The sequence below is a fragment of the Streptomyces sp. NPDC099050 genome (assembly GCF_044759865.1).
Classification (GTDB): domain Bacteria; phylum Actinomycetota; class Actinomycetes; order Streptomycetales; family Streptomycetaceae; genus Streptomyces.
Window position 1 is genome coordinate 16133 of sequence record NZ_JBIWAE010000043.1, and the last position, 20659, is coordinate 36791.

Annotated in this window: 23 protein-coding genes; 12 read left to right on the forward strand and 11 right to left on the reverse strand. The window is 72.7% G+C overall.

What is annotated here, in order from left to right:
- Positions 1–20 precede the first annotated feature (20 nt).
- Both ACIQV3_RS38675 and ACIQV3_RS38680 read left to right on the forward strand, forming a co-directional pair.
- A complete protein-coding gene (locus tag ACIQV3_RS38675) occupies positions 21–1163 on the forward strand; it encodes an FG-GAP-like repeat-containing protein (RefSeq protein WP_403721572.1) in 1143 nt (380 codons plus the stop codon).
- A complete protein-coding gene (locus tag ACIQV3_RS38680) occupies positions 1163–3235 on the forward strand; it encodes an FG-GAP repeat domain-containing protein (protein ID WP_403721515.1) in 2073 nt (690 codons plus the stop codon). Before ACIQV3_RS38675 ends, ACIQV3_RS38680 begins: the two co-directional genes overlap by 1 nt.
- Before the next feature lie 171 nt (positions 3236–3406).
- On the opposite strand, the gene ACIQV3_RS38685 is transcribed toward ACIQV3_RS38680, so the two are convergent.
- Positions 3407–4102: a TetR family transcriptional regulator gene (locus ACIQV3_RS38685; protein ID WP_403721517.1), complete on the reverse strand. Its 696-nt coding sequence runs from the start codon at positions 4100–4102 to the stop codon at positions 3407–3409.
- Between the two features lie 272 nt (positions 4103–4374).
- Between ACIQV3_RS38685 and ACIQV3_RS38690 the strand changes: the two genes are divergently transcribed.
- The 3 genes from ACIQV3_RS38690 to ACIQV3_RS38700 all read left to right on the forward strand — a co-directional run bounded on the left by ACIQV3_RS38690 (position 4375) and on the right by ACIQV3_RS38700 (position 7620).
- Positions 4375–5739: a glycosyltransferase family 4 protein gene (locus ACIQV3_RS38690; protein WP_403721519.1), complete on the forward strand. Its 1365-nt coding sequence runs from the start codon at positions 4375–4377 to the stop codon at positions 5737–5739.
- 61 nt (positions 5740–5800) lie between these two features.
- Positions 5801–6535, forward strand: coding sequence for a class I SAM-dependent methyltransferase (locus tag ACIQV3_RS38695; RefSeq protein WP_403721522.1), 735 nt, complete (start codon positions 5801–5803; stop codon positions 6533–6535).
- The gene (locus tag ACIQV3_RS38700) at positions 6532–7620 is read left to right on the forward strand and encodes a prenyltransferase (protein ID WP_403721524.1); all 1089 of its coding nucleotides are present in this window, start codon (positions 6532–6534) and stop codon (positions 7618–7620) included. The genes ACIQV3_RS38695 and ACIQV3_RS38700 overlap by 4 nt, the downstream gene beginning before the upstream one ends.
- Positions 7621–7705: 85 nt before the next feature.
- On the opposite strand, the gene ACIQV3_RS38705 is transcribed toward ACIQV3_RS38700, so the two are convergent.
- The gene (locus ACIQV3_RS38705; RefSeq protein ID WP_403721525.1) at positions 7706–7894 is read right to left on the reverse strand and encodes a hypothetical protein; all 189 of its coding nucleotides are present in this window, start codon (positions 7892–7894) and stop codon (positions 7706–7708) included.
- Between the two features lie 136 nt (positions 7895–8030).
- Positions 8031–8333, reverse strand: coding sequence for a hypothetical protein (locus ACIQV3_RS38710; RefSeq protein WP_403721526.1), 303 nt, complete (start codon positions 8331–8333; stop codon positions 8031–8033).
- Between the two features lie 126 nt (positions 8334–8459).
- Here ACIQV3_RS38710 and ACIQV3_RS38715 point away from each other — a divergent pair, with 126 nt between their 5' ends.
- Positions 8460–9104, forward strand: coding sequence for a hypothetical protein (locus ACIQV3_RS38715; RefSeq protein ID WP_403721528.1), 645 nt, complete (start codon positions 8460–8462; stop codon positions 9102–9104).
- Between the two features lie 84 nt (positions 9105–9188).
- On the forward strand, positions 9189–9629 hold the full coding sequence (locus ACIQV3_RS38720; RefSeq protein WP_403721529.1) for a hypothetical protein: 441 nt from the start codon (positions 9189–9191) through the stop codon (positions 9627–9629).
- A 116-nt stretch (positions 9630–9745) separates the two neighbouring features.
- Here the strand turns inward: ACIQV3_RS38720 and ACIQV3_RS38725 are convergent, their stop codons facing one another.
- From ACIQV3_RS38725 to ACIQV3_RS38740, 4 genes are all read right to left on the reverse strand, one after another.
- Positions 9746–10756: an LLM class F420-dependent oxidoreductase gene (locus tag ACIQV3_RS38725; RefSeq protein WP_403721531.1), complete on the reverse strand. Its 1011-nt coding sequence runs from the start codon at positions 10754–10756 to the stop codon at positions 9746–9748.
- Between the two features lie 103 nt (positions 10757–10859).
- Positions 10860–11681, reverse strand: a complete 822-nt coding sequence (locus tag ACIQV3_RS38730) for a hypothetical protein (RefSeq protein WP_403721533.1) — start codon at positions 11679–11681, stop codon at positions 10860–10862.
- A 148-nt stretch (positions 11682–11829) separates the two neighbouring features.
- Positions 11830–12837 (reverse strand): N-acetylmuramoyl-L-alanine amidase, encoded by a 1008-nt coding sequence (locus tag ACIQV3_RS38735; RefSeq protein WP_403721535.1) that lies wholly within the window; start codon positions 12835–12837, stop codon positions 11830–11832.
- A 104-nt stretch (positions 12838–12941) separates the two neighbouring features.
- A complete protein-coding gene (locus ACIQV3_RS38740) occupies positions 12942–13583 on the reverse strand; it encodes a class I SAM-dependent methyltransferase (RefSeq protein ID WP_403721536.1) in 642 nt (213 codons plus the stop codon).
- Between the two features lie 488 nt (positions 13584–14071).
- Here ACIQV3_RS38740 and ACIQV3_RS38745 point away from each other — a divergent pair, with 488 nt between their 5' ends.
- On the forward strand, positions 14072–14713 hold the full coding sequence (locus ACIQV3_RS38745; RefSeq protein WP_403721538.1) for a gamma carbonic anhydrase family protein: 642 nt from the start codon (positions 14072–14074) through the stop codon (positions 14711–14713).
- Here the strand turns inward: ACIQV3_RS38745 and ACIQV3_RS38750 are convergent.
- Complete coding sequence (locus ACIQV3_RS38750) at positions 14710–15270, reverse strand: AAA family ATPase (protein WP_403721574.1); 561 nt, start codon at positions 15268–15270, stop codon at positions 14710–14712. The genes ACIQV3_RS38745 and ACIQV3_RS38750 overlap by 4 nt on opposite strands.
- A 173-nt stretch (positions 15271–15443) precedes the next feature.
- On the opposite strand from ACIQV3_RS38750, the gene ACIQV3_RS38755 reads away from it, so the two are divergent.
- The gene (locus ACIQV3_RS38755) at positions 15444–16523 is read left to right on the forward strand and encodes a hypothetical protein (RefSeq protein WP_403721539.1); all 1080 of its coding nucleotides are present in this window, start codon (positions 15444–15446) and stop codon (positions 16521–16523) included.
- A gap of 57 nt (positions 16524–16580) precedes the next feature.
- Here the strand turns inward: ACIQV3_RS38755 and ACIQV3_RS38760 are convergent, their stop codons facing one another.
- Positions 16581–17465: a LysR family transcriptional regulator gene (locus ACIQV3_RS38760; protein ID WP_403721542.1), complete on the reverse strand. Its 885-nt coding sequence runs from the start codon at positions 17463–17465 to the stop codon at positions 16581–16583.
- 77 nt (positions 17466–17542) lie between these two features.
- Here ACIQV3_RS38760 and ACIQV3_RS38765 point away from each other — a divergent pair, with 77 nt between their 5' ends.
- Entirely contained in the window at positions 17543–18268 is a 726-nt protein-coding gene (locus ACIQV3_RS38765) for a hypothetical protein (protein ID WP_403721544.1), read from the forward strand.
- A gap of 176 nt (positions 18269–18444) precedes the next feature.
- On the opposite strand, the gene ACIQV3_RS38770 is transcribed toward ACIQV3_RS38765, so the two are convergent.
- Positions 18445–18867 carry an ATP-binding protein gene (locus ACIQV3_RS38770; protein WP_403721547.1) on the reverse strand — a complete coding sequence of 141 codons (423 nt, stop codon included), beginning with the start codon at positions 18865–18867 and terminating at the stop codon, positions 18445–18447.
- A gap of 84 nt (positions 18868–18951) precedes the next feature.
- On the opposite strand from ACIQV3_RS38770, the gene ACIQV3_RS38775 reads away from it, so the two are divergent.
- Together ACIQV3_RS38775 and ACIQV3_RS38780 are read left to right on the forward strand one after the other, a co-directional pair.
- Positions 18952–19800 carry a helix-turn-helix domain-containing protein gene (locus ACIQV3_RS38775; protein ID WP_403721549.1) on the forward strand — a complete coding sequence of 283 codons (849 nt, stop codon included), beginning with the start codon at positions 18952–18954 and terminating at the stop codon, positions 19798–19800.
- Positions 19760–20020 (forward strand): DUF397 domain-containing protein, encoded by a 261-nt coding sequence (locus ACIQV3_RS38780; RefSeq protein WP_403721551.1) that lies wholly within the window; start codon positions 19760–19762, stop codon positions 20018–20020. The genes ACIQV3_RS38775 and ACIQV3_RS38780 overlap by 41 nt, the downstream gene beginning before the upstream one ends.
- Positions 20021–20046: 26 nt before the next feature.
- Here the strand turns inward: ACIQV3_RS38780 and ACIQV3_RS38785 are convergent, their stop codons facing one another.
- Positions 20047–20511, reverse strand: coding sequence for a hypothetical protein (locus ACIQV3_RS38785; protein WP_403721554.1), 465 nt, complete (start codon positions 20509–20511; stop codon positions 20047–20049).
- Between the last annotated feature and the right edge of the window lie 148 nt (positions 20512–20659).

Here is a 20659-nt window from a genome sequence, read left to right on the forward strand (position 1 = left end):
GCCAGGAGAACTCCGTGTCCATGCGACGTACCTACGCCACCGCCCTCGCCACCGCCTCGGCGGCGGCCCTCCTCTCGCCGCTCCTCACCACCGGTCAGGCCTCCGCCGCCTCGGTGGCGACCTGGGACAAGGTCGCGCAGTGCGAGTCCAGCGGAAACTGGCAGATCATCGACGCCACCGGCAGGTACTTCGGCGGCCTGCAGTTCTCCGCGTCCACGTGGCGCTCGTACGGCGGCGAGGCCTACGCCGCGTACGCCCACCAGGCCACCAAGACCGAGCAGATACTCATCGGCGAGAAGGTGCTGGCCGGCCAGGGCGAAGGCGCCTGGCCCAACTGCGGACCGAAGGCGGGGCTCGGCGCCGACGACGCGGACCCGTTCCCGCAAGCGCCGCCCGAGCCCGCCCCCGTCGTCGCCTCCGGCGACCTCAACGGCGACGGCAGGCCCGACCTCCTCGCCCGTGCCAACACGGGCGACGGCACTCTGTGGCTCTACCCCGGCACCGGCAACGGCCACTTCGGCGCCCGCGTCGACAACGGCGGGTGGGGCTCGATGAACCAGGTCACCGCCCTCGGCGACGTGACGGGCGACGGCAAGACGGACGTGGCGGCGGTCGAGAAGTCCACCGGCAAGCTGTGGATCTACCCGGGCCAGTCCAACGGCCATCTGGGGACCCGTATCGACAACAACGGCGGCTGGGGTGCGATGCGCATCGCCGGAACCAAGGACCTCAACGGCGACGGCCGCGGCGACCTGATCGCCACCGAGACCTCGAACGGGAACTTCTACGTCTACCCGGGGCTGTCCAACGGGCACTTCGGCACCCGCGTCCAGATCGGCAGCAACTGGGACACCATGTCCGTGGCCTCCGGCGCGGGCGACCTGACCGGCGACGGCAAGAACGACGTGCTCGCCGTCGAGCACGCCACCGGCAAGCTCTACGTCTACCCGGGCCAGGGCAACGGGAGCCTCGGCGCCCGCATCGAGGCCGGCACCAACTGGGGCAGCATGACCAGCGTCTCCGGCGCGGGCGACTACACCGGCGACGGCAAGGACGACGTCGTCGCCCGCCAGAACGACGGCAAGCTGTACGTCTATCCGGGCATCGGCGCGGGCAAGCTCGGCGCCCGCGTCGACAACGGCGCCGGCTGGAACTTCAACTGATGGCCGCCGTCCGCACACGGCTCAAGGGCCTGGGCCTGCTCCTCGCCGCCGTTCTGGCGGCGGGGTCGGCCCAAGCCCTCCCCGCAGCCGCAGCCGCATCCGCAGCCGCCACCACCACCGTTCCCGACGGCGCCACCGTCGCGCCGCCCCTCGTACCGCAGGACCCCTCCGGCTACCGCCTCTGGTACGACGCGAGCGCCAAGGCCGCCACCACCGCCCTGGAACAGTCCTACGCCGACCGGCTCGCGCCCGTCTCCCTCGCCACCGTCCTCGACGCGGCCGATCGCGTCGGCCGCCCGGCCACCTGCCCGGCCCCCGCCAAGCTCGCCAACGACGGGGCCTACAACTCCGGTGCCTCCGGCTTCTGCTGGGACGAGGCGGACACCACCACCAGCACCTGGATCCCCCAGGGCATCACCGCCAACGCCACCCCCTTCGCCCCTGTCGACGGCCGCCGCGTCCTCGCCGCCAGCTGGTACAAGTCCGGCAACACCCAGGTCCGCGTCAGCTTCGCCGACACCACCGACCCGGCCCGCGTCCGCTACGTCCACGTCCTCCTCGTCCTCCCCGGCAGCGGCACCTTCTCGGCGCTCACCGGACACGGCGACGACGTGGTCTGGTACAAGAACCGGCTCTTCGTGGGCTTCGGCCAGGGCTTCCACGTCTTCGACCTCAACCACCTCTGGAAGGTGAACGCGGCCGGTTCCGGGATGGGGAGGGACGCCTCCGGGACCTTCTCCGCGGAGAACTTCGGCTACGTGCTTCCCGCCGTCGGCACCTTCTCGTACCAGAACCCCACCGGCTGCGGCACCTACCTGGCCACCCCGTCGCCCAACCCGTGCAACGCGGGCGCTTCCCTCGACCTCAGCGGCGCCACCCCCGCGATCATCACCACCGAGGTCACCTCACGCGCCACCCAGGGGTTCGTGGGCACCGGGGGCAAGATCGTCCGGTGGCCGCTCGACCCCGCCACCGGACTCCCGCGCACGGTCGCGGAGGGCACGGGGAGCGCCGTTCGCGCCACGGCGGCCTGGTCCTCGCCGATCGTGGGCGCACAGGGCGTCGTCTCGTACAACGGGACGCACCTCATCTCGGCGCCGTGCCCCGAGTACGTCGAATGGGTACCCGGTGGCCCCGCGGTCGAGCCGGTCAACAGCTGCGTCTACCGGGCCCTTCCCGGCCAGCCGGTCCAGCTGTGGAAGCGCGCCTCGGTCCACCTCCAGAACATGGCGTACGACCCCCAGCGCGACGCGCTCTGGCTCCTCAACGAGAACCAGCCCCAGCGCGTGGTCTACAGCATCCCCTTGCCCCGCTTCACCGGCCCCCTCACCACCCTCACCGCCACCGGCGACCTCACGAACGACGCCCGCCCCGACCTCCTCGCCGTCGACGCGGCCGGGAAGCTGTGGCGGTACTCCGGCACCGGCGCCGGTGGCTACGGCCCGGCGGCGGGTCTGGGGGGCGGCTGGGACGTCTTCACCCGGCTGGTGGGTGCGGGTGACCTGACCGGTGACGGCAAGTCCGATCTCCTCGCCGTGGACGGTGCCGGGCAGCTGTGGCGCTACCCGGGTACGGGTGCGGGTGCCTTCGGCAGCCGGGTGGCCATGGACGGCGCCTGGGGCGCCTTCACGCAGTTGGTGGGTGCGGGCGATCTGACCGGTGACGGCAAGTCCGATCTCCTCGCCGTGGACGGCGCCGGGCAGCTGTGGCGCTACCCGGGTACGGGTGCGGGCGCCTTCGGCAGCCGGGTGGCCATGGGTGGTGGCTGGGACGTCTTCACGCAGTTGGTGGGTGCGGGTGACCTGACCGGTGACGGCAAGTCCGATCTCCTCGCCGTGGACGGCGCCGGGCAGCTGTGGCGCTACCCGGGCACGGGTGCGGGTGCCTTCGGCAGCCGGGTGGCCATGGGTGGTGGCTGGGACGTCTTCACGCAGTTGGTGGGCGCCGGCGACCTGACCGGAGACGGCAAGCCCGACCTCCTCGCCCGCGAGCGCGCGGACGACGGCCGCATGTGGCTCTACCCCGGCACCGGTACCGGTGGCTTCGGCACCCGGGTGGCTTGGACCTTCTAGCCTGACCCGGTCCGCCGCGCCCACGGGCTCCGGCGGACCGGGCGGGTCCGCCCCGCCGGCCGGTGCGGGCGCGTCCTCGGCGACCTCCGGCGGGTCCCGGGCCTCTGAAGGAGCAGGGCTGGGTCCCGCCCTCGTTCCGCCCGCGGCACGTGTGGCGCCCGACCAGTCAGATCAGGACTTTTTCGGAGGCGTCCGAGGCGTCGAAGGCGTCGAAGGCGTCGGAGGCGTCGCCGGGTGGGGCTGCGGGGCCGTGAGGTCGATCAGGCGGCAGACCGTTTCGATGTCGATCTTCACCTGGGCGATCGACGCGCGGCCCGAGAGCCAGGTGATCAGGGCCGAGTGCCAGGTGTGCTCGATGACCCGGACCGCCGACAGCTGTTCCGCCGTCGGCGGGGCGTCCAGGCCCATCGCGTCCAGGATGATCGCCGTCGTCAGCCGGGAGACCGTGTCCACCTCGGGGCTCACGCTGCGGTCCGCGAAGGTGAGCGCGCGGACCATCGCGTCCGCCAGGTGCGGCTCCCGCTGGAGCGCGCGGAAGGCGCGCATCAGGGTCTCCGCGACCCGGGCCGCGGGCTCGTCCCCGGCCGGCGGGCGCTTGCGCAGCGTTCCGTGCATGTGCTGGAGCTGGTCCTGCATGGTCGCGACGAGCAGGTGCACCTTGGAGGGGAAGTACCGGTAGAGGGTGCCCAGGGCCACGCTGGAGGACTCCGCCACCTCCCGCATCTGCACCGCGTCGAAGCCGCCCCGGCTCGCCAACTGGGCGCTGGCGTGCAGGATCCGCCTGCGGCGCGCCTCCTGGCGTTCCGTCAGGGGCGGAGACGCCGGTGTGGTGACGGCTGGGGTCACGGCCTTCGCTTCCGCTGTCATCTGTCCCGTTCCGGTTCCAAGGCGTTTCAGTTCCCGTTCCAGTGCCCAAGCGTTCACGTCCGCGCCGGGGTGACCGCGCGCGCCGCCCCGGGCTGTCGCGCGCCCCAGCATGGCAGGCGCCCGATCCGTGGCGCGAATCACCCGCCACCCCTCTTACGGTGTGGTTTCCGGCCGGTAGATTCAATGCTCTTCAGCGGATCAAGTCTGAAACTTGTTCTACATTATCCGAGCGGTTACGCTCCGGCGAAAAGGCAGGGAGAAGGGGGCCGAGAGTGACCGCAGAGGCCATGGTGACGAGCCCTACGAGCCCTTCCACGGGGGCCGCCGCCGACGGCAGCCGCCCGTTGCGGATCGCACTCCTCACCTATAAGGGGAACCCGTTCTGCGGCGGCCAGGGCGTCTACGTCCGCCACCTCGCCCGCGAGCTCGTGAAGCTGGGCCACAGTGTCGAGGTCATCGGCGCGCAGCCCTACCCGGTGCTCGACAGCGACGCCCTCACCGGCGCCGGCGCCACCCTCACCGAGCTGCCCAGCCTGGACCTCTACCGCAGCCCCGACCCGTTCCGCACCCCCAAGCGCGACGAGTACCGCGACTGGATCGACGCCGTCGAGGTCGCCACCATGTGGACCGGCGGCTTTCCCGAGCCGCTGACCTTCTCGCTGCGCGCGCGCCGCCATCTGGCCGCCCGCGCGGGCGAGTTCGACGTCATCCACGACAACCAGACGCTCGGCTACGGACTGTTGGCGGACCTCGGCGCCCCGCTGGTCACCACCATCCACCACCCCATCACCGTCGACCGCAAGCTGGACCTGGCCGCCGCCAAGGACCGCCGCAAGCGTGTCTCCGTGCGGCGCTGGTACGGGTTCACGCGCATGCAGGGCCGCGTGGCCCGGCGGCTGGCCTCCGTGCTCACCGTCTCCGGCTCCTCCAAGAAGGAGATCGCCGAGCACCTCGGGGTCCGGGACGAGCGCATCCACGTCGTCCACATCGGCGCCGACACCGACCTCTGGTCGCCCGACGCCTCCGTGGCCGAGGTGCCCGGGCGGATCGTGACCACCTCCAGCGCCGACGTCCCGCTCAAGGGGCTCGTGCACCTCGTCGAGGCGCTCGCGAAGCTCCGTACCGAACAGCCCGAGGCGCACCTCGTCGTCGTCGGCAAGCGCGCCGAACGGGGCCCCGTGGCCCGCGCGATCGAGACGTACGGACTCCAGGACGCGGTCCGCTTCGTCAAGGGCATCACCGACACCGAACTCGTCGACCTCGTCCGCAGCGCCCAGATCGCCTGCGTGCCCTCGCTGTACGAGGGCTTCTCGCTCCCGGCGGCCGAGGCCATGGCCACCGGCACCCCGCTGGTCGCCACCACCGGCGGTGCGATCCCCGAGGTCACCGGCCCCGACGGCGAGAGCTGCCTCGCCGTGCCGCCCGGCGACGCGGGCGCGCTGGCCGCCGCGCTGGGCCGGCTGCTGGGCGACCCCGAACTGCGCACCCGGCTCGGCGCCGCCGGCCGCGAACGGGTGCTGTCCCGCTTCACCTGGGCCAGGGCCGCCGAGGGCACCGTCGTCCACTACCGCGCCGCCATCGAGCGCGCGGCGGCGGACGCGAAGTCCCGCGCGCCGAAGGCCCGTACCGCCCGGTGACCTCCTCCTTCCGTCCGATGCAGTTCCCCTCCCCACCCCGCGACCGCGAAGGCAGGACCACGTGCTGACCGTCGATTTCTCCCGGTTCCCGCTCGCCGCAGGCGACCGCGTACTCGATCTGGGCTGCGGCGCAGGCCGGCACGCCTTCGAGTGCTACCGGCGCGGCGCCCAGGTGGTCGCCCTCGACCGCAACGGCGAGGAGATCCGCGAGGTCGCCAAGTGGTTCGCCGCGATGAAGGAGGCCGGGGAGGCCCCCGCAGGCGCCACCGCCACCGCCATGGAGGGCGACGCCCTCGCACTGCCCTTCCCCGACGAGTCCTTCGACGTCGTCATCATCTCCGAGGTGATGGAGCACATCGCCGACGACAAGGGCGTCCTCGCCGAAATGGTCCGCGTCCTGAAGCCCGGCGGGCGCATCGCCATCACCGTGCCGCGCTACGGCCCCGAGAAGATCTGCTGGGCGCTGTCCGACGCCTACCACGAGGTCGAGGGCGGCCACATCCGCATCTACAAGGCGGAGGAACTGCTCGGCAAGATGGAGTCCGCGGGCCTCAAGCCGTACGGCACCCACCACGCGCACGGCCTGCACTCGCCGTACTGGTGGCTCAAGTGCGCCTTCGGCGTCGACAACGACAAGGCGCTGCCCGTCAAGGCGTACCACAAGCTCCTGGTCTGGGACATCATGAAGAAGCCCGCGCTCACCCGGCTCGCCGAGCAGGCCCTGAACCCGGTCATCGGCAAGAGCTTCGTCGCCTACGCCACCAAGCCGCACCTCCCCGTGAGTGCCGCGCAGTGAGCTCTCCCGGGCGCACCGCACCCGAACACCTCGTACTGGACGGCGTGCTGACGGCCGATCAGGCCGCCGCCACCGTCTCCGGGATCCTCGCCGCGCAGCGCGCCGACGGGGCCATACCGTGGTTCCGCGGGCACCACCTCGACCCGTGGGACCACACCGAGGCCGCGATGGCCCTGGACGCGGCCGGCGAGCACGAGGCCGCCGAGCGCGCCTACGACTGGCTGGTCCGCCACCAGAACGACGACGGCTCCTGGTACGCGGCCTACGCCGACCGCGAGGACGGGGTCGACACCCGCGAGCCGCAGGACGCGAGCCGCGAGACCAACTTCGTCGCGTACCTCGCCGTCGGCGTCTGGCACCACCACCTGTCCACCGGCGACGAGGCCTTCCTCGACCGGATGTGGCCCGCCGTGTACGCGGCCGTCGAGTTCGTCCTGCGGCTCCAGCAGCCGGGCGGCGAGATCGGCTGGAAGCGCGAAGCCTCCGGCGAGGCGGTCACGGACGCACTGCTCACCGGGTCCTCCTCCATCCACCAGGCACTGCGCTGCGCGCTGGCCATCGCCGAGTACCGGGGCGATCCGCAGCCGGACTGGGAACTGGCCGCGGGCGCCCTCGGGCACGCGATACGCCGGCACCCGGAGCGGTTCCTCGACAAGTCCCGCTACTCCATGGACTGGTACTACCCGGTTCTCGGCGGGGCGCTGACCGGCGCGGAGGCGAAGGCCCGGATCGAGGAGCGGTGGGCGGAGTTCGTCGTCCCCGACCTCGGCGTACGGTGCGTGCTGCCGAACCCCTGGGTGACCGGCGGGGAGTCCTGCGAACTGGCGCTCGCGCTCTGGGCGACGGGGGAGGCGGACCGGGCCCTGGAGATCCTGCGCTCGATCGGCCACCTGCGGGCCGACAACGGTATGTACTGGACCGGGTACGTCTTCGACGACCGGGCGGTCTGGCCCGTGGAGCAGACCACCTGGACGGCGGGCTCGCTCCTCCTCGCGGTGGCCGCCCTGGGCGGCGACGAGGCCACCGGCACGGTCTTCGGCGGCCTGACCCTGCCGGCCGGCCTGGAACCGGACTGCTGCGGCTGACGGGTGACGGCTGACGGGTGACGGGTGACGGCGGGCCACCCGTACCGGCGCAGCCCGCCCCGCGTCCCGCCGTGCGCCGAGGACGTCAGCGCACGGCGGCGTAGTTCTCGGGGTCGTACGCCCGCCCCTCGGTGGGGACGGCGAAGTGGAAGACGGTGCGGGGATCCCCCGGGGCCGCCGCGACCCGGTCCGGTGCGGCGGCGGCGGACGCCGCAGGTGGATGGGGCGCGGAGTGGGCGGGCAAGGCCTGCTCTGTCGCCGTGTTCTTCTTCACAAGAGCCCCCCGGGCGAAGTCCAACTGATCAACTCTCGCCCGTACGACCCGCGGCGGGCGCGGATGGTTGCCCTCGCACACCGGAATCCGAGAAGAAGCACGGAGAAAGACAGGGAAGTACACGGCCGCCGACGGTCTAGCGGCGGTAGAGCCGCCCCGCTATGGCGTGGCCGATGACCAGGTAGGCGACGGCCGCGATGCCGTAGCCGACCACCACCTGGACCCAGTCGCGGTCGAAGGTGAAGAGGTCGTAGGACCATCCGGCGAGCCAGCTCGCCGCATCGTGGATGAAGTCGACCAGGGCGTTGCCCTGGTTGGCATCCAACAGGTACAGCAGGATCCACAGGCCGATGATGAAGGCCATGACGTCGACGACGACCGCGACGGCACGGCCCGCCTGACTGCTTCCTCTGGTGTGTGCTCGCGTGTGTGTGCGCATGCCGTGCTTGTGGCCGCTCCCGGGCAGCGTAAACCCAAGGGGGAGACCCGAACGGCCCGCCCCGGTGGCGGAGTCGGGTGGCCGGGGTGAGGCTGCGGGGGACGCCTCAGTCCCCGGAGGAAACCCGTGTCCCTACCCACCACAGCCGTCCGCTTCCGCCGCGCCCTCACGGCGGTGCTCCTGTCCTGCGCCCTGCTCGGCGGTGCCACCGCCTGCGGTTCGGGCGGTGGCGACAAGACCGCCGCCGGTCAGGCCGACGAGGTCTCGGTGGCCATGGCCGCGTTCGCCGAGGCCGACGCCGCGGCCTCCGCCGAGGAGGCGGAGGCGGCCGCCGCGACTCCCTCGCCCAGCACCCCGGCGGAGAAGCAGAAGTTCGCCAAGACCCGCTTCGTCGCCAACGCGGGGCTCGCGGCCGGCGCCACCTACCAGTGGATCATCAAGCCGTACAAGGCCGGCAAGTTCAAGAAGGGCACCAAGGGCCGCACCTTCGCCCTGGTCAAGGCGGGCCTCGCGGGCGCCTTCGCCTACAACCGGCTGAAGGCGGCCAGCGAGAACGCCAAGGGCGACCCGCTGCTGTCGAAGGCCGTGGGCCCGCTGACGGCGGGCATCGACTCCCTCAAGGGGCTCGGCACCAAGCTGCGCAAGGGCCAGGCCGGCGACGCCGACATCGGTGCCTTCGAGGACGTCATCAACAGCGTCAAGGAGGCCGGCAAGAGCGCGGGCGCCACGGTGACCGACAAGGTCCCGAGCGCGGGCCAGCTGACCGGCTGACCGGCTGACGCGATCTCCGTGAAGCGGGCCGGACCGGAATCCTCCGGTCCGGCCCGCTTCCGTTCCACCTGTTTGAATGGGCCGATGATCGAGTTCGTGTTCTTCGCCGGCGTCGCCGCCGCGACCGGCTGGCTGATGCGCCGCAAACACCGCCGGCGCCAGGCCGCCGGCTCCCCGGCCGGACTCCCGGGCATGGCTCGCCGGCCCGCGGGCAGCGGCCGCTGGCGCAGCGGCCGGGTGTACGCCGACCAGGGCGCGGCCCGCTGGGTGCCCGGCCGGGGCGAGCCCGTGCTCCTGACCGGCGCCCGGGCCACCGGCGTACGTGTTCCCTCCGTACGGGAGGGCATCTCCATCAACCCGGGCTCGCGGATCGTGACGGTCGAGTCCGCCGAGGACGGCGGCGGCATGGAGATCGCCGTGATGCCGCTGGACCTGCGGGAGCTCCTGACGGCCTTCCCGGAGGCGGTGCCCGGGTCCCTCCTGGCGCCCCTTCCGGAGCAAACCCCGGATTCCGAGCCGCGGTAGCCGCACCGCCCCCGCTCCCGTCCCGCCGGCCCGGCCGCGCCGGCCGGGGTTCCGGCGCCGGCCGTGGCTCCGGCGGCGGACGGGGTCCGGAGGGTGCGCGGGTCCGGCGGGGCGTCCTAGGTGTTCAGCTCCGCCAGGACCCGCAGGGTGTGCGGGTCGGGGGCGGTCAGGAGCAGGTCGGTCACCGGGCCCTTGCGCCACAGCTCCAGGCGCTCGGCGATCCGCTCCCGCGGTCCGACCAGGGAGATCTCGTCCGCGAAGGCGTCCGGGACGGCCATGACGGCCTCTTCCTTGCGCCCGGCCAGGAACAGCTCCTGGATCCGCTGCGCCTCCTCCTCGTAGCCCATCCGCCCCATGAGGTCGGCGTGGAAGTTGCGTGCCGCGTGGCCCATTCCGCCGATGTAGAAGCCCAGCATCGCCTTCACGGGGAGGAGTCCCTCCGCGACGTCGTCGCAGACCTTCGCGCGGGCCATCGGGGCGATCATGAACCCCTCGGGGAGTTCGGCCAGCGAGGCCTGGTAGACGTCCGTGCGGGTCGGCGACCAGTACAGGGGGAGCCAGCCGTCCGCGATGCGGGTGGTCTGGGCGATGTTCTTCGGGCCCTCCGCGCCGAGCAGGATCGGCAGGTCCGCGCGCAGCGGGTGGGTGATGGGCTTGAGCGGTTTGCCGATGCCGGTGCCGTCCGCGCCCCGGTACGGGTGGCTGTGGAAGCGCCCGTCCAGGGCGACCGGGGCCTCGCGGCGCAGCACCTGGCGGATGACGTCCACGTACTCCCGGGTCGCCGTCAGCGGGCTGGAGGGGAAGGGGCGCCCGTACCAGCCTTCGACCACCTGCGGTCCGGACAGGCCGAGGCCCAGCATCATCCGGCCGCCGGACAGGTGGTCCAGGGTCAGTGCCTGCATGGCGGTGGCGGTCGGGGTGCGGGCGGCCATCTGCGCGATGGCCGTGCCCAGGTGGATGCGCGAGGTGTGCGCGGCGATCCAGGTGAGCGGGGTGAAGGCGTCCGAGCCCCAGGCCTCGGCGGTCCACACGGAGTCGTAGCCGAGGTTCTCGGCTTCGGCGGCGAGGTCGAGGTGGTCCGGATTGGGGCCGCGGCCCCAATAGCCGAGTGCGAGTCCGAGGCGCATGTGACGGTCCCCTCCACGAATCTGACGATGCGTCAGGTGACTGTAAGGCAACGGTCCCCCGCCCGGAAGGGCGGGGGACCGTTGTGCGTGGGCGTGCCCGGGATCAGCCGCGCTGGATGCCCGAGGTGTCGTTGAGGACGCCGCGGCGGCCGTCCTGGGTCTGGGCGATCAGGGTGGCCGGACCGCGCTGCTCCACCGCCAGGTACCAGGTGCCGGGCGCGAGCTCCGCGATCGGGGCGGGGCTGCCGTCCTCGGCGAAGAGCGGGCGGGCCACCGGAACGGCGAACCAGAACGGCGTGAAGTCCGCCGCCGGCGCCGGCGGCGGGGTCGCGTCCTGCGGGGCGTGGGGCTGCTGCTCGTGACCGCCGCCGTAGGGCGGGACCGGCTGCGGGGCGGCCCCGTACGGCTGCGGCTCCTGGCCGCCCGGGTATCCGTACCCGGCGCCCGGCTGCTGCGGCTGGCCGCCGTACGGCGGGACGGCGGCGGTGGCGGGCTTCGGGTCCGGCACCAGCTGCCCGGCGAGCGCGGGCACCTTCGCGCCGAAGAGGGTCACGCCGGCCAGCACCGCCGTGGCGAGGAAGGCGATGACGGCGCCCGCGCCGAGGTCGGCCCCGGTCGGGCAGGTGATGAGGCCCCAGAGCGCGGACCAGGCCGCCGATACGGAGAGCACCGTGCCCCAGGCCTGGAAGGGCAGGCCCAGGAGCTGGCGCCCGGCGGGCTGCAGGCGGGCGGCGACGAGCAGGCCGACGGCGATGAAGGCGAGCAGGAAGATGCTCGGCAGCGCCAGGCGGTAGACGTCGGTGTCCCATGCGCTCGGTGCGTCGACGTTGGGCGCGGAATAGAAATCGAGGAACGAGGCGATGAACAGCAGCGCCGCTGCTCCGATCACCACGCCGTCGCCTCGAGTGAGGGATCGGATGTTCACGTCTCAGGTGTCCTTCTCGGTCTCGTCGTCTCGTGGTGCCGTGGGCGCCCGCCGTGACGCAGGGGGCGGGCGGCACCATGGTACGGAGCTTCGCCGCGGCCGAGAGGGTCGGGGCTGCGGGCCGTCCGGAAGGACGGTCCTGGTGGCCCTACCCGCCGAGGAAGCCGACGATGCCGTCCGCGATGCCCTGGGCCGCTTTCTGGCGCCACTCCGGACTCGACAGCTGTGCCGCGTCCTTGGCATCACGCATGTTGCCGCATTCGATGAACACCTTGGGGCGGGTCGAGAGGTTCAGTCCGCCCAGATCGTCGCGCACGACCAATCCGGTTCCGCTGCCGAGGTAGTTGGCGGGGGCGGAACCGGTGGTCCGGGCGAAGTTCCCGGCGATCCGCTCGCCGAGCTGCCGGGAAGGTCCGATGATCTTCGCGGTGTCGGCCCCGCCGCCCTTGACCTTGGCGGGGAGGATGACGTGGAAACCGCGGCTCCCGGCCGAGACCCCGTCGGCGTGGACGGAGACCACGGCGTCGGCGACGGCCTCGTTGCCGATCCGCGCGCGCTCGTCGATGCACGGGCCGAAGGGGCGTTCCTTGCCGGCCTCGTGGGTGAGGATCACCTTGAGGCCCTTGGCCTCCAGGACGGTGCGCAGCCGCCGGGACACGTCCATGCTGAACTCGGCTTCCATGTAGCCGGAGTTCGTGGTCGTGCCGGTGGTGTCGCACTCCTTGCGGTTGGTGCCGATGTCCACCTGGCGGTTGATCTCGGTGGTGTGCTTGAAGTTGCCCGTGTTGTGGCCGGGGTCGATGACGACGGTGCGGCCGGCGAGTGTCCCCTTGGCGGCGGGGGCGGCGGGGGCGGCGCTCGCGCCCGGTGCGGGGGTCGGCGCCGCCGAGGCGGAGGATGCGGCCGACGCCGAAGGTGCGGCCGACGCGGAGGTCGCGGCGGCCGAGGCCGCGAGCGGCATCACGATCCGTGGCGGCCGCGAGTCGTCGCTCGTGCCCCCGCTCAGCACCTCGGTCAGTACCCACCCGGCCAGAGCGGCCGGGGCGATCGCGGCCGCCGCCACGACCAGGGTCGACCGGCGGGCGTACCAGGGCCGGTCCGGACTGATGGACGTCGAGGACTCGGGGAGCGGCGGGGAGCTTTCGTCGTAGCGCACCCGGCGATGCTAGACCGGAGGTCGGTCGGGTGTACGGACCGTGGGCCATCCGGGGGCGCGGTGAGGTTATATGCCGGGGCCTGCCCCGGGGCGGCCCCCGAAGGTCAGATGCCCGCGCCCGTGCGCCGGAGCACGCGCAGGGAGTCGGTCACCGAGACTTCCTCGAAGGCGCCCGAGGCCAGGGCGCGCAGGTAGACGCGGTACGGGGCCTGGCCGCCGTCGGCCGGGTCGGGGAACACGTCGTGGATCACCAGCGTGCCGCCCTCGGCGAGGTGCGGGGCCCAGCCCTCGTAGTCGCCCGTGGCGTGCTCGTCGGTGTGGCCGCCGTCGATGAAGACCAGGCCGAGCTTGCCGCCCCAGGCGGCGGCGACCTGCGGGGAGCGGCCGACGATCGCGATGACGTGGTCCTCCAGGCCGGCCCGGTGCAGGGTCCGGCGGAAGGTGGGCAGGGTGTCCATCAGCCCGACCTCCGGGTCCACGACGCTCGGGTCGTGGTACTCCCAGCCGGGCTGCTGCTCCTCGCTGCCCCGGTGGTGGTCCACCGTGAGCGCGCTCACCCCCGCCTCGCGGGCGGCATCCGCGAGCAGGATCGTGGAGCGCCCGCAGTAGGTGCCGACCTCCAGGAGCGGCAGCCCGAGCCCCGCCGCGGCGGCGGCCGCCTCGTACAGGGCGAGCCCTTCCCCTACGGGCATGAACCCCTTGGCGGCCTCGAAGGCGGCGAGGGTCTCCGGCTTGGGGCTGGCCATGGTGTTCCTCCTGCGGGGGTGGGTGGCATGCGGCCTGGATCGGCGTACGTCGGCGCCCCATGCTGCCTTACCCGCTGGTAGGACGCCATGCCCGGGCCCGCCCGGGGTGCCGGGCGCGGGCCCGGGCGCGGGCCGCGGGGCGGCGGACGAGCACTTCGACCCCGCCCCCATGGCCGCCCCCGACGTACAACCCGCCCTGCTGCGGGCGCTGTACGAAGCCAAGCGGTCCGTCGACCGGATGGCCGAGAGCGCCGCGACCGTCGCGGGCCGCAGCGGGGCCAGCTATACGCCGAGGCCATCGCCCGCGCGACCGAGTTCCTCCTGGGCGGCGCCGAGTCCACCGGACCGGCGGCTCCCTGACGAGAAGCCCGGCCCGGGTCCGGGGCAGGTGGTGCGCAGGTGGCAGATCGCGGACGGCACAGGTCTCGGCGAACGCGACGTCGGAAATCCGCCAGCGTGCTCGCGGTCGGTCGGGCGAGAATCCGCTCATGACCGCTGAAGCGCAGGGAATCCGCATCCGGCACCGCGGGCACGAACCGCAGGTCCATCCCACCGCCTACGTCGCCCCGACGGCCACGCTCGTCGGTGACGTCCGCGTGGGGCCGAGGGCGCGGGTGATGTACGGAGCGGTGCTCGATGCCGAGGGGTCCCGGATCGAGATCGGGGAGGCGGCGGTGATCTGCGAGAACGCGGTGTTGCGCGGCTCCGCGGTCGCCGGCGATCAGCCGGTGCTCGTCGGCGACCACGTCTTCGTGGGGCCGCATGCCACGCTGCTGGGCTGCGAGGTCGGCAGGTGCGTCTATGTGGCGACCGCGGCGACGGTCCTGCAGTCCGCACGGTTGGGGGCCGGCTCGGTCGTTGCCGTCGGCGCGCTCGTCCACGCGCGGACCGTTGTGCCGGACGAGTACTTCGTGCCGCCGCACACCGTGGCGCTCGACGAGCCGGTGCGGCTGCTGGCCCCTGGCGATCCGGGCCTGGCCGAGGCCATCGGGCGGGTGGGCTTCGCGCAGGTGGCGTTCGGCGTCGACGCGGAGTGGACCGACCGGATCAGCCGGTACGAGCGCATCGCGGAGGTGCGCGTCGCCGAGTTCGGCGCGCACGCGGACGACGAGGTTCTGGATCTCGGCTAGCGTCTCGCGGCGCCGGTCTCGGACCCCAGGCCGGTTGCGGAGAGGATCGTTTCGACCGTCTCCTCGACCGATTGCGCGGCGTTGTCGATCCACGTTCCTTCCTGCCCGAGTTCGGAGCGCTGGGCCTCGTCCAGCGGGGACCAGTCCACGGCGAGAGCCTTCTCGCGGGCCTGGTTCCGCTGCCACGCGACCGCCGGGCCGGGAGCCAGTACGACGAGGTGCAGCGGCACGGCCGTGAGCGTCGCGCGGTAGAAGTCGAGGTGGGAACGGCGGACCACGACGTCATCGAGCACCGGGACGAAACCGGCCCGCGCGAAGCTGTCCGCCAGGAGGCAGGCGTTGCGGGCCCGCAGGAAGATCTGACGGTCGGCTTCCGCGTTCGCGTCCGGGGACGGCCACTGCCCGCCACTGACGATCATGTCCTGGAGCGCGTCCACCTCCACGTGGGCCGACCTGCTCAGCCGCGCGGCCAGTGCGGCGGCCACGGTGGACTTCCCGCTTCCGGGGATGCCGGTCAGGAGGACCGCTCCGGCGGCCGGTTCGCGGTCGATGGGCATCAGCTGCAAGGTCACGGGAACTCTCCGGTCGGTTACTGGGGTCGGGGGCTGTCCTGTAGGCCCCTGCTGTCATACCCGCACTTTATGATCACGCCGATGTGATGGACCGACAGGGGGAGCGGGCGATGGTCCTGCGCGGGCGTGCGTGGAGCGCGATGGGAGCCGTTGTCTTAGTGGGGACGGTCTTGGCCGGGTGCACGAGTGGCGGCGGGGCCGCCGGACCCCCCGGCCGGGCTTCGGCCGGCACCGCAGGCGGCGCCGCGCCGCTGCTGACGGAGGCGCAGGCCAAGGGGGTCTTCGACGGGTACGTGCTGGAGAAGGCCGCGGCCGTCGAGAAGGGCGACACCGAGGCGGTCGCCGCAGTGGAGGGCGGTCGGCTGCTGGAGGAGAGCCGGGCCGCGGCGCGGCTGGACCGGGCCAAGGGCACCAAGACGACGCCGGTCCGGTACGTGCAGCCGGTGTTCCTGATTCCGGCGGTGGCGGAGGGGGCGCCGGCTCCCCGGGGATTCGCCGTGCTGAGCAAGAGGGAGGGGGCGGAGAAGGACCGGAGCTCCGTCCTGCACTACTTCACTCGTCGCGCGGGCAGTGGAGACGGCGCAGCCGGCGGAGGTGCTGGGGACTGGAAGGCCGTGGCGGCCACTTGGGTCGTCACCGTGCCTCCTCCGGCGACCCCGAGCGCCTCGCCGACCGCGTCCCCCAAGGAGGGGGTCATCAAGGTCCGCCCGAAGGTGCTGCCGGAGCCGGCGCGGGGAGCGGCCGACAGCGCGGAGCTGTCGCCGACCGCGACGGCGGACACCGCTGTGTGCGGGCGCTACGCGGACCACTTGAGCTTCATCGCGCCGGCGGGGGAGCCGGACAGCCCGCACTTCGCACCGGGGGACTTCACCAGCAAGATGGTGGACCACTTCAACGGGTGGGACGCGGAGAAGTTGCAGCGGAGCTTCTCCTACCGTCCGGTGGGGGAGGAACTGCCGGTGTTCCGGCTGAAGGACGGCGGCTCCCTGGTCACCTGCACCCTCGAGGGAACGTACCGGAACAGGGGTGTCACCGTGGCGAACTGGGCACTGCTGGGTCCGGAGAGCGACTCCGAAGCCCTGCTGGGCGGGGGCCACCGCAAGTGGGCCGGCATCGAGGAAGTGTGGAGTGTGACGGCGGTCGTGGAGGTCCCGCGGGGCGGTGGACCCGCGACGGTCCTCTCCACCAATGCCTACGACGCGACGAAGCTGTCGGTGAAGGGCGTGGAGTGGAAGTAGGGCCGCTGCGTGAACTCCCCGCTGCGGCCCCGGGGGCCAGGTCCGGACGGGCCGGGCCTACCCCGAGCCCGTGAGGAAGACCGCCAGCCCGGCCGCGTGCGGGGTCGGGGCCGTGGGGTGGAGGAGTTCCGTGCGGTGGACCAGGCGCGGGGTGCGGACCGGGACCGCCGTGGTGCCGGGGAAGGCGGTGGCCAGGGAGAGGGGGAGGGCGGTCAGGCCGTGCCCGGCGGCGGCCAGGGCGGCCAGCGCCTGCGGGTCGGTGCCGTGGTGGCGGATCCGGGGGTGGAAGCCGGGGGTGTGGCTGACCTCGCGGAGCCGGGCGAGGGGCACCGCCGTGTCGGGGGCGTCGATCCACTGCGCCTGCGCCAGGTCGGGCAACCGGACCGAACTCCGCCGCGCCAGCGGGTGGGTGTGCGGGAAGAGCACGGCCAGGGGCTCTTCGGCGACCGCGAGGGTGACGGTGGGCCCGAGGTCCGGCAGCGGGAGGGGGTCGCTGGGCGCGGCCACCCCGTCCACGAGGCCGAGGTCGGCGCGGCCGGTCAGGACCGCTTCGAGTACGGAGTCCCGGCCCAGGACGTGGAGGTCCACCTCCACCGGCCCGGCGGCGCGCAGCCGGGCCAGGGCGCGGGCGGGCGCCGGGCCGAAGGCCGCGGGGGAGCAGGCCAGCGTCAGCCGGGCGTCGGGGGCCCGGTGCAGCCGGGCGATGTCCGCGCGGGCGGCGTCCAGGCGCAGCAGCAGCGCGGGGGCGTGTTCCATCAGCCGGGCCCCCGCCTCCGTGGGGGCGACGGGCCGGCGCTCGACCAGCCGGGCACCCAGGTCGGTTTCGAGGGCGGCGATGTGCTGGGAGACGGCCGACTGCGTGTAGCCGAGGACGGACGCGGCGGCGGAGAAGGAGCGGTGTTCGAGGACCGCGACGAAGGTGCGGAGGAGATGCGGATCCATGGGCATCAGTATCGCTTATGCGGGTAGTGCGGATCATCGTTGGACGTGATGGGCCGGGCGCTCGGAGGATGGTGGTCATGAACGCGAACCCCTCCACGCCGCCCGCCCGCATCGCCCTGATCGCGGACCGTTCCGACGCCGTACGCTCCCACGCCCGCGTCCCCGGCCTGCTGGAGGCGCTGCGCCTGCGCGAGGGCCTGGACCTGGACGCCTACTGGATCCCCACCGAGGAGGCCGGCGAGGGCATGGACGGCTTCGACGCCGTCTGGGTCCTGCCCGGCAGCCCGTACCGCAGCGAGGACGGCGTGCTCACGGCGATCCGGCACGCCCGCGAGAACGGCATCCCCTTCCTCGGCACCTGCGGCGGCTTCCAGCACGCCCTGCTGGAGTTCGCCCGTACGGTCTGCGGGCTGGACCGGGCCGCCCACGCCGAGAACGACCCGGCGAGCGCCGAGGCGGACGCGGTGGTCGTCCCGCTGGCCTGCTCGCTCGTGGGCCACGAGGGGACCGTACGGGTCACCCCCGGATCCCGCGCCGCCCGGCTGCTCGGCGCGGACCGCACGCAGGCCCGCTACCACTGCAACTACGGCCCCAATCCCCACCACCTGGACCTCCTGCGTGCCCACGGCATGACCTTCACCGGCACCGACGAATCCGGCGACATCCGCATCGCCGAACTGGCCGGGCACCCCTTCTTCCTGGCCACCCTCTTCCAGCCCGAACTGGACGGCGACGGCACCCGCGCGCACCCGTTCGTGGCGGGCCTGGCGGCGGCGGCCGTCGAGCACGCACGGGTCCGCTGATCGAGGGGCGGAAGGGGGTGTTCCTTACCGGGGGCGGGGGAACGACACTGCTTCGGAGCGCCGCGTGATACCGGGGGGTGCGAGGGGTCCGGCTCAGAGCGGGAGGCGGAGGAGATCATGCGGATGATCTGCGACCGCGCCCGGGCCGCTCAGGCGCGCGGCTGACCCGGAGCGGGTCACCGCGAGGCGGCGTCGCACTCGAACCACACCGTCTTGCCAGTGGAGTTCGCGTCCGTGCCCCAGCGGTCCGTTACCGCCTCGACCAGGAGCAGGCCGCGCCCGCCCTCGCTCAGTTCCCCGGCGTCGGGCGCCGCCGGCCGCGGGGGTGAGGGGCACCCGTCGGAGACCTCCACGCGCAGCCCGTCCGGCCGGCGCAGGATGAGGACCACGCAGCCGCGTCCGGGTACGTGGCGTACGACGTTGGCGACCAGCTCGGTGAGCGCGAGCTCCGCCGCCCCGGCCAGGGCGTCGAGCTCCCACTGCGCGAGGAACATCCGCAGGATGCGGCGCATGTGGCCGGCGGAATGGTCACCGACGGTGAAGCCCATGCGATAGCTGGCGTCAACTTGTTCCGCTGAGCAGTCAGTTGTGAGATTCATGGCACCAGACTGGAGCGGCGTGGTTACGCTCGGCTATGGACCGAAACGAACGCCGCCCGGCGTGTACTTGGGGGTGACCGCTCCATGGTCAACATCCGCAGTCTCGACCCCAGCGCCTCTCCGCTGGACTACTACGGCGCCGAACTGCGCCGCCTGCGGGAAGCCGCAGGGCTCAGACAGGGGCAGTTGGGCGACATCATCTTCTGCGCGGGCTCGCTGATCGGGCAGATCGAGACCGCGCGGAAGGTTCCGACCCGCGACTTCTCGGAACGGGTCGACGCCGCGCTGGACACGGGCGGGGTGTTCTCCCGTCTGGTGGGGCTGGTGCTACGGAGCCAGCTGCCGACCTGGTTCCAGGCGTACGAGGAGATGGAGGCGAAGGCGACCTACATCTCGTCGTTTCAGGCCCAGATCGTGGATGGCCTGCTGCAGACGGAGGGATATGCGCGGGCCCTCCTGGGCGTGCGGGGGGACGACGCTCTCGACGGCAAGGTGGCGGCCCGGATGGAGCGGCAGCGCATCCTGGAGCGCCGCGAGCCGCCGCTGATGTGGGTGGTGCTGAGTGAGTCCGCGCTTTACCAGGAGATTGGCGGTCGGGCTGTCATGCGAACCCAACTCGCGCACTTGTTGGCGGTGCGAAGTCGGGAGTGGGTGAATGTGCAGATCCTCCCCTTCGAGGCGGGAGCTCATGCGGGGCTTCAGGGCTCCTTTAATCTCCTGCGGTTTGACGGCGACCCGGATCTCGTTTACACCGAGGACTTCGTCCAGGGGCATATGACGGCCAATCCACAGGCCCTCAGGGAGGGTTCGAGCCGATACGATCACCTGCAGGCCGCCGCCCTCTCGGTGGAGGACTCGGCGGTACGGATCGCCCGTGTGATGGAGGAACGCTATGGACAGCATCCAGGACCTGACGGGCGCGCAGTGGCGTAAGTCCTCGTACAGCGGAGACGCCGGCGGCCAGTGCGTCGAGTGCGCTCCGCTCGGCGATGTCGCCTGGCGTAAGGCCTCGTACAGCGCGGACACCGGCGGCGACTGCGTGGAGATCGCCCCCCAGCCCTGCCGGATCGCCGTCCGGGACTCCAAGGTCCCCGACGGCCCCGTCTTCACCGTCGGCCCCGCCGCCTTCGCGGCCTTCGTGCGCGGGCTCTGAGCGAACGAACGACGGCGGCGTCCTGGTCAACGGGCCCGGCTGCTCAGGACGCAGTTCGGGTAGTCGTTGTCCGGATCGCCGGTGGCGGTCCAGAGTTTCAGGACCTTGTCTTGCCTCAAGGCGGCGTAGGAGTCGGGCTTCCGCACCGTTTCGGGGTGGGTGGCGCTGTAGCCCACGGCGTGCGCGGTGTCGAAGGACACGGTGAGGAAGCTCTGCTCCTCGTTGGAGCTCTGCTTCCAGGTGCCTGTTCCGGACCAGGCCAAACTGTCGTACCAGCCGACGGCGACGCAGACCTCATCGGCGAGGAACGTGCCGTCGCGGCTCAGGGTGAGGGTGCCGCCGTCGGCGTCGACCCAGGTGGTCGCGAGCGCGGCCGGCTCCAGGAGGACCGGTTCGCCTTCGGGCGGCGGCATGACGGTGAGCCTGCCGCAGGCCGTCAGGGCGAGGGCCGCGGCGAGCAAGACCAGCGCGGTACGGCAGGAACGCGGCACAATCCACCCCCGGTGAGTTCCGCGGGCCGCGTGCGCGACCGATGGGCTCAAGAACTCATGTCGCACCCTCGCATAGGGATTGAACGCGTTCAAGTCGTCATGGTCGGCCTTGTGGATCGCTTCGTTCCGTCCGCGTTCCGCCCGCTCG

What these genes read in the sequence shown, in the direction of transcription:
- ACIQV3_RS38685 (WP_403721517.1), bottom strand. Translation starts at nt 4,102, where the DNA reads ATGACAGCGGAAGCGAAGGCCGTGACCCCAGCCGTCACCACACCGGCG.
- ACIQV3_RS38750 (WP_403721574.1), bottom strand. Translation starts at nt 15,270, where the DNA reads ATGCCCATCGACCGCGAACCGGCCGCCGGAGCGGTCCTCCTGACCGGC.
- ACIQV3_RS38780 (WP_403721551.1), top strand. Translation starts at nt 19,760, where the DNA reads ATGGACAGCATCCAGGACCTGACGGGCGCGCAGTGGCGTAAGTCCTCG.
- ACIQV3_RS38710 (WP_403721526.1), bottom strand. Translation starts at nt 8,333, where the DNA reads ATGCGCACACACACGCGAGCACACACCAGAGGAAGCAGTCAGGCGGGC.
- ACIQV3_RS38675 (WP_403721572.1), top strand. Translation starts at nt 21, where the DNA reads ATGCGACGTACCTACGCCACCGCCCTCGCCACCGCCTCGGCGGCGGCC.
- ACIQV3_RS38775 (WP_403721549.1), top strand. Translation starts at nt 18,952, where the DNA reads ATGGTCAACATCCGCAGTCTCGACCCCAGCGCCTCTCCGCTGGACTAC.
- ACIQV3_RS38680 (WP_403721515.1), top strand. Translation starts at nt 1,163, where the DNA reads ATGGCCGCCGTCCGCACACGGCTCAAGGGCCTGGGCCTGCTCCTCGCC.
- ACIQV3_RS38765 (WP_403721544.1), top strand. Translation starts at nt 17,543, where the DNA reads ATGAACGCGAACCCCTCCACGCCGCCCGCCCGCATCGCCCTGATCGCG.
- ACIQV3_RS38720 (WP_403721529.1), top strand. Translation starts at nt 9,189, where the DNA reads ATGATCGAGTTCGTGTTCTTCGCCGGCGTCGCCGCCGCGACCGGCTGG.
- ACIQV3_RS38725 (WP_403721531.1), bottom strand. Translation starts at nt 10,756, where the DNA reads ATGCGCCTCGGACTCGCACTCGGCTATTGGGGCCGCGGCCCCAATCCG.
- ACIQV3_RS38770 (WP_403721547.1), bottom strand. Translation starts at nt 18,867, where the DNA reads ATGAATCTCACAACTGACTGCTCAGCGGAACAAGTTGACGCCAGCTAT.
- ACIQV3_RS38745 (WP_403721538.1), top strand. Translation starts at nt 14,072, where the DNA reads ATGACCGCTGAAGCGCAGGGAATCCGCATCCGGCACCGCGGGCACGAA.
- ACIQV3_RS38760 (WP_403721542.1), bottom strand. Translation starts at nt 17,465, where the DNA reads ATGGATCCGCATCTCCTCCGCACCTTCGTCGCGGTCCTCGAACACCGC.
- ACIQV3_RS38740 (WP_403721536.1), bottom strand. Translation starts at nt 13,583, where the DNA reads ATGGCCAGCCCCAAGCCGGAGACCCTCGCCGCCTTCGAGGCCGCCAAG.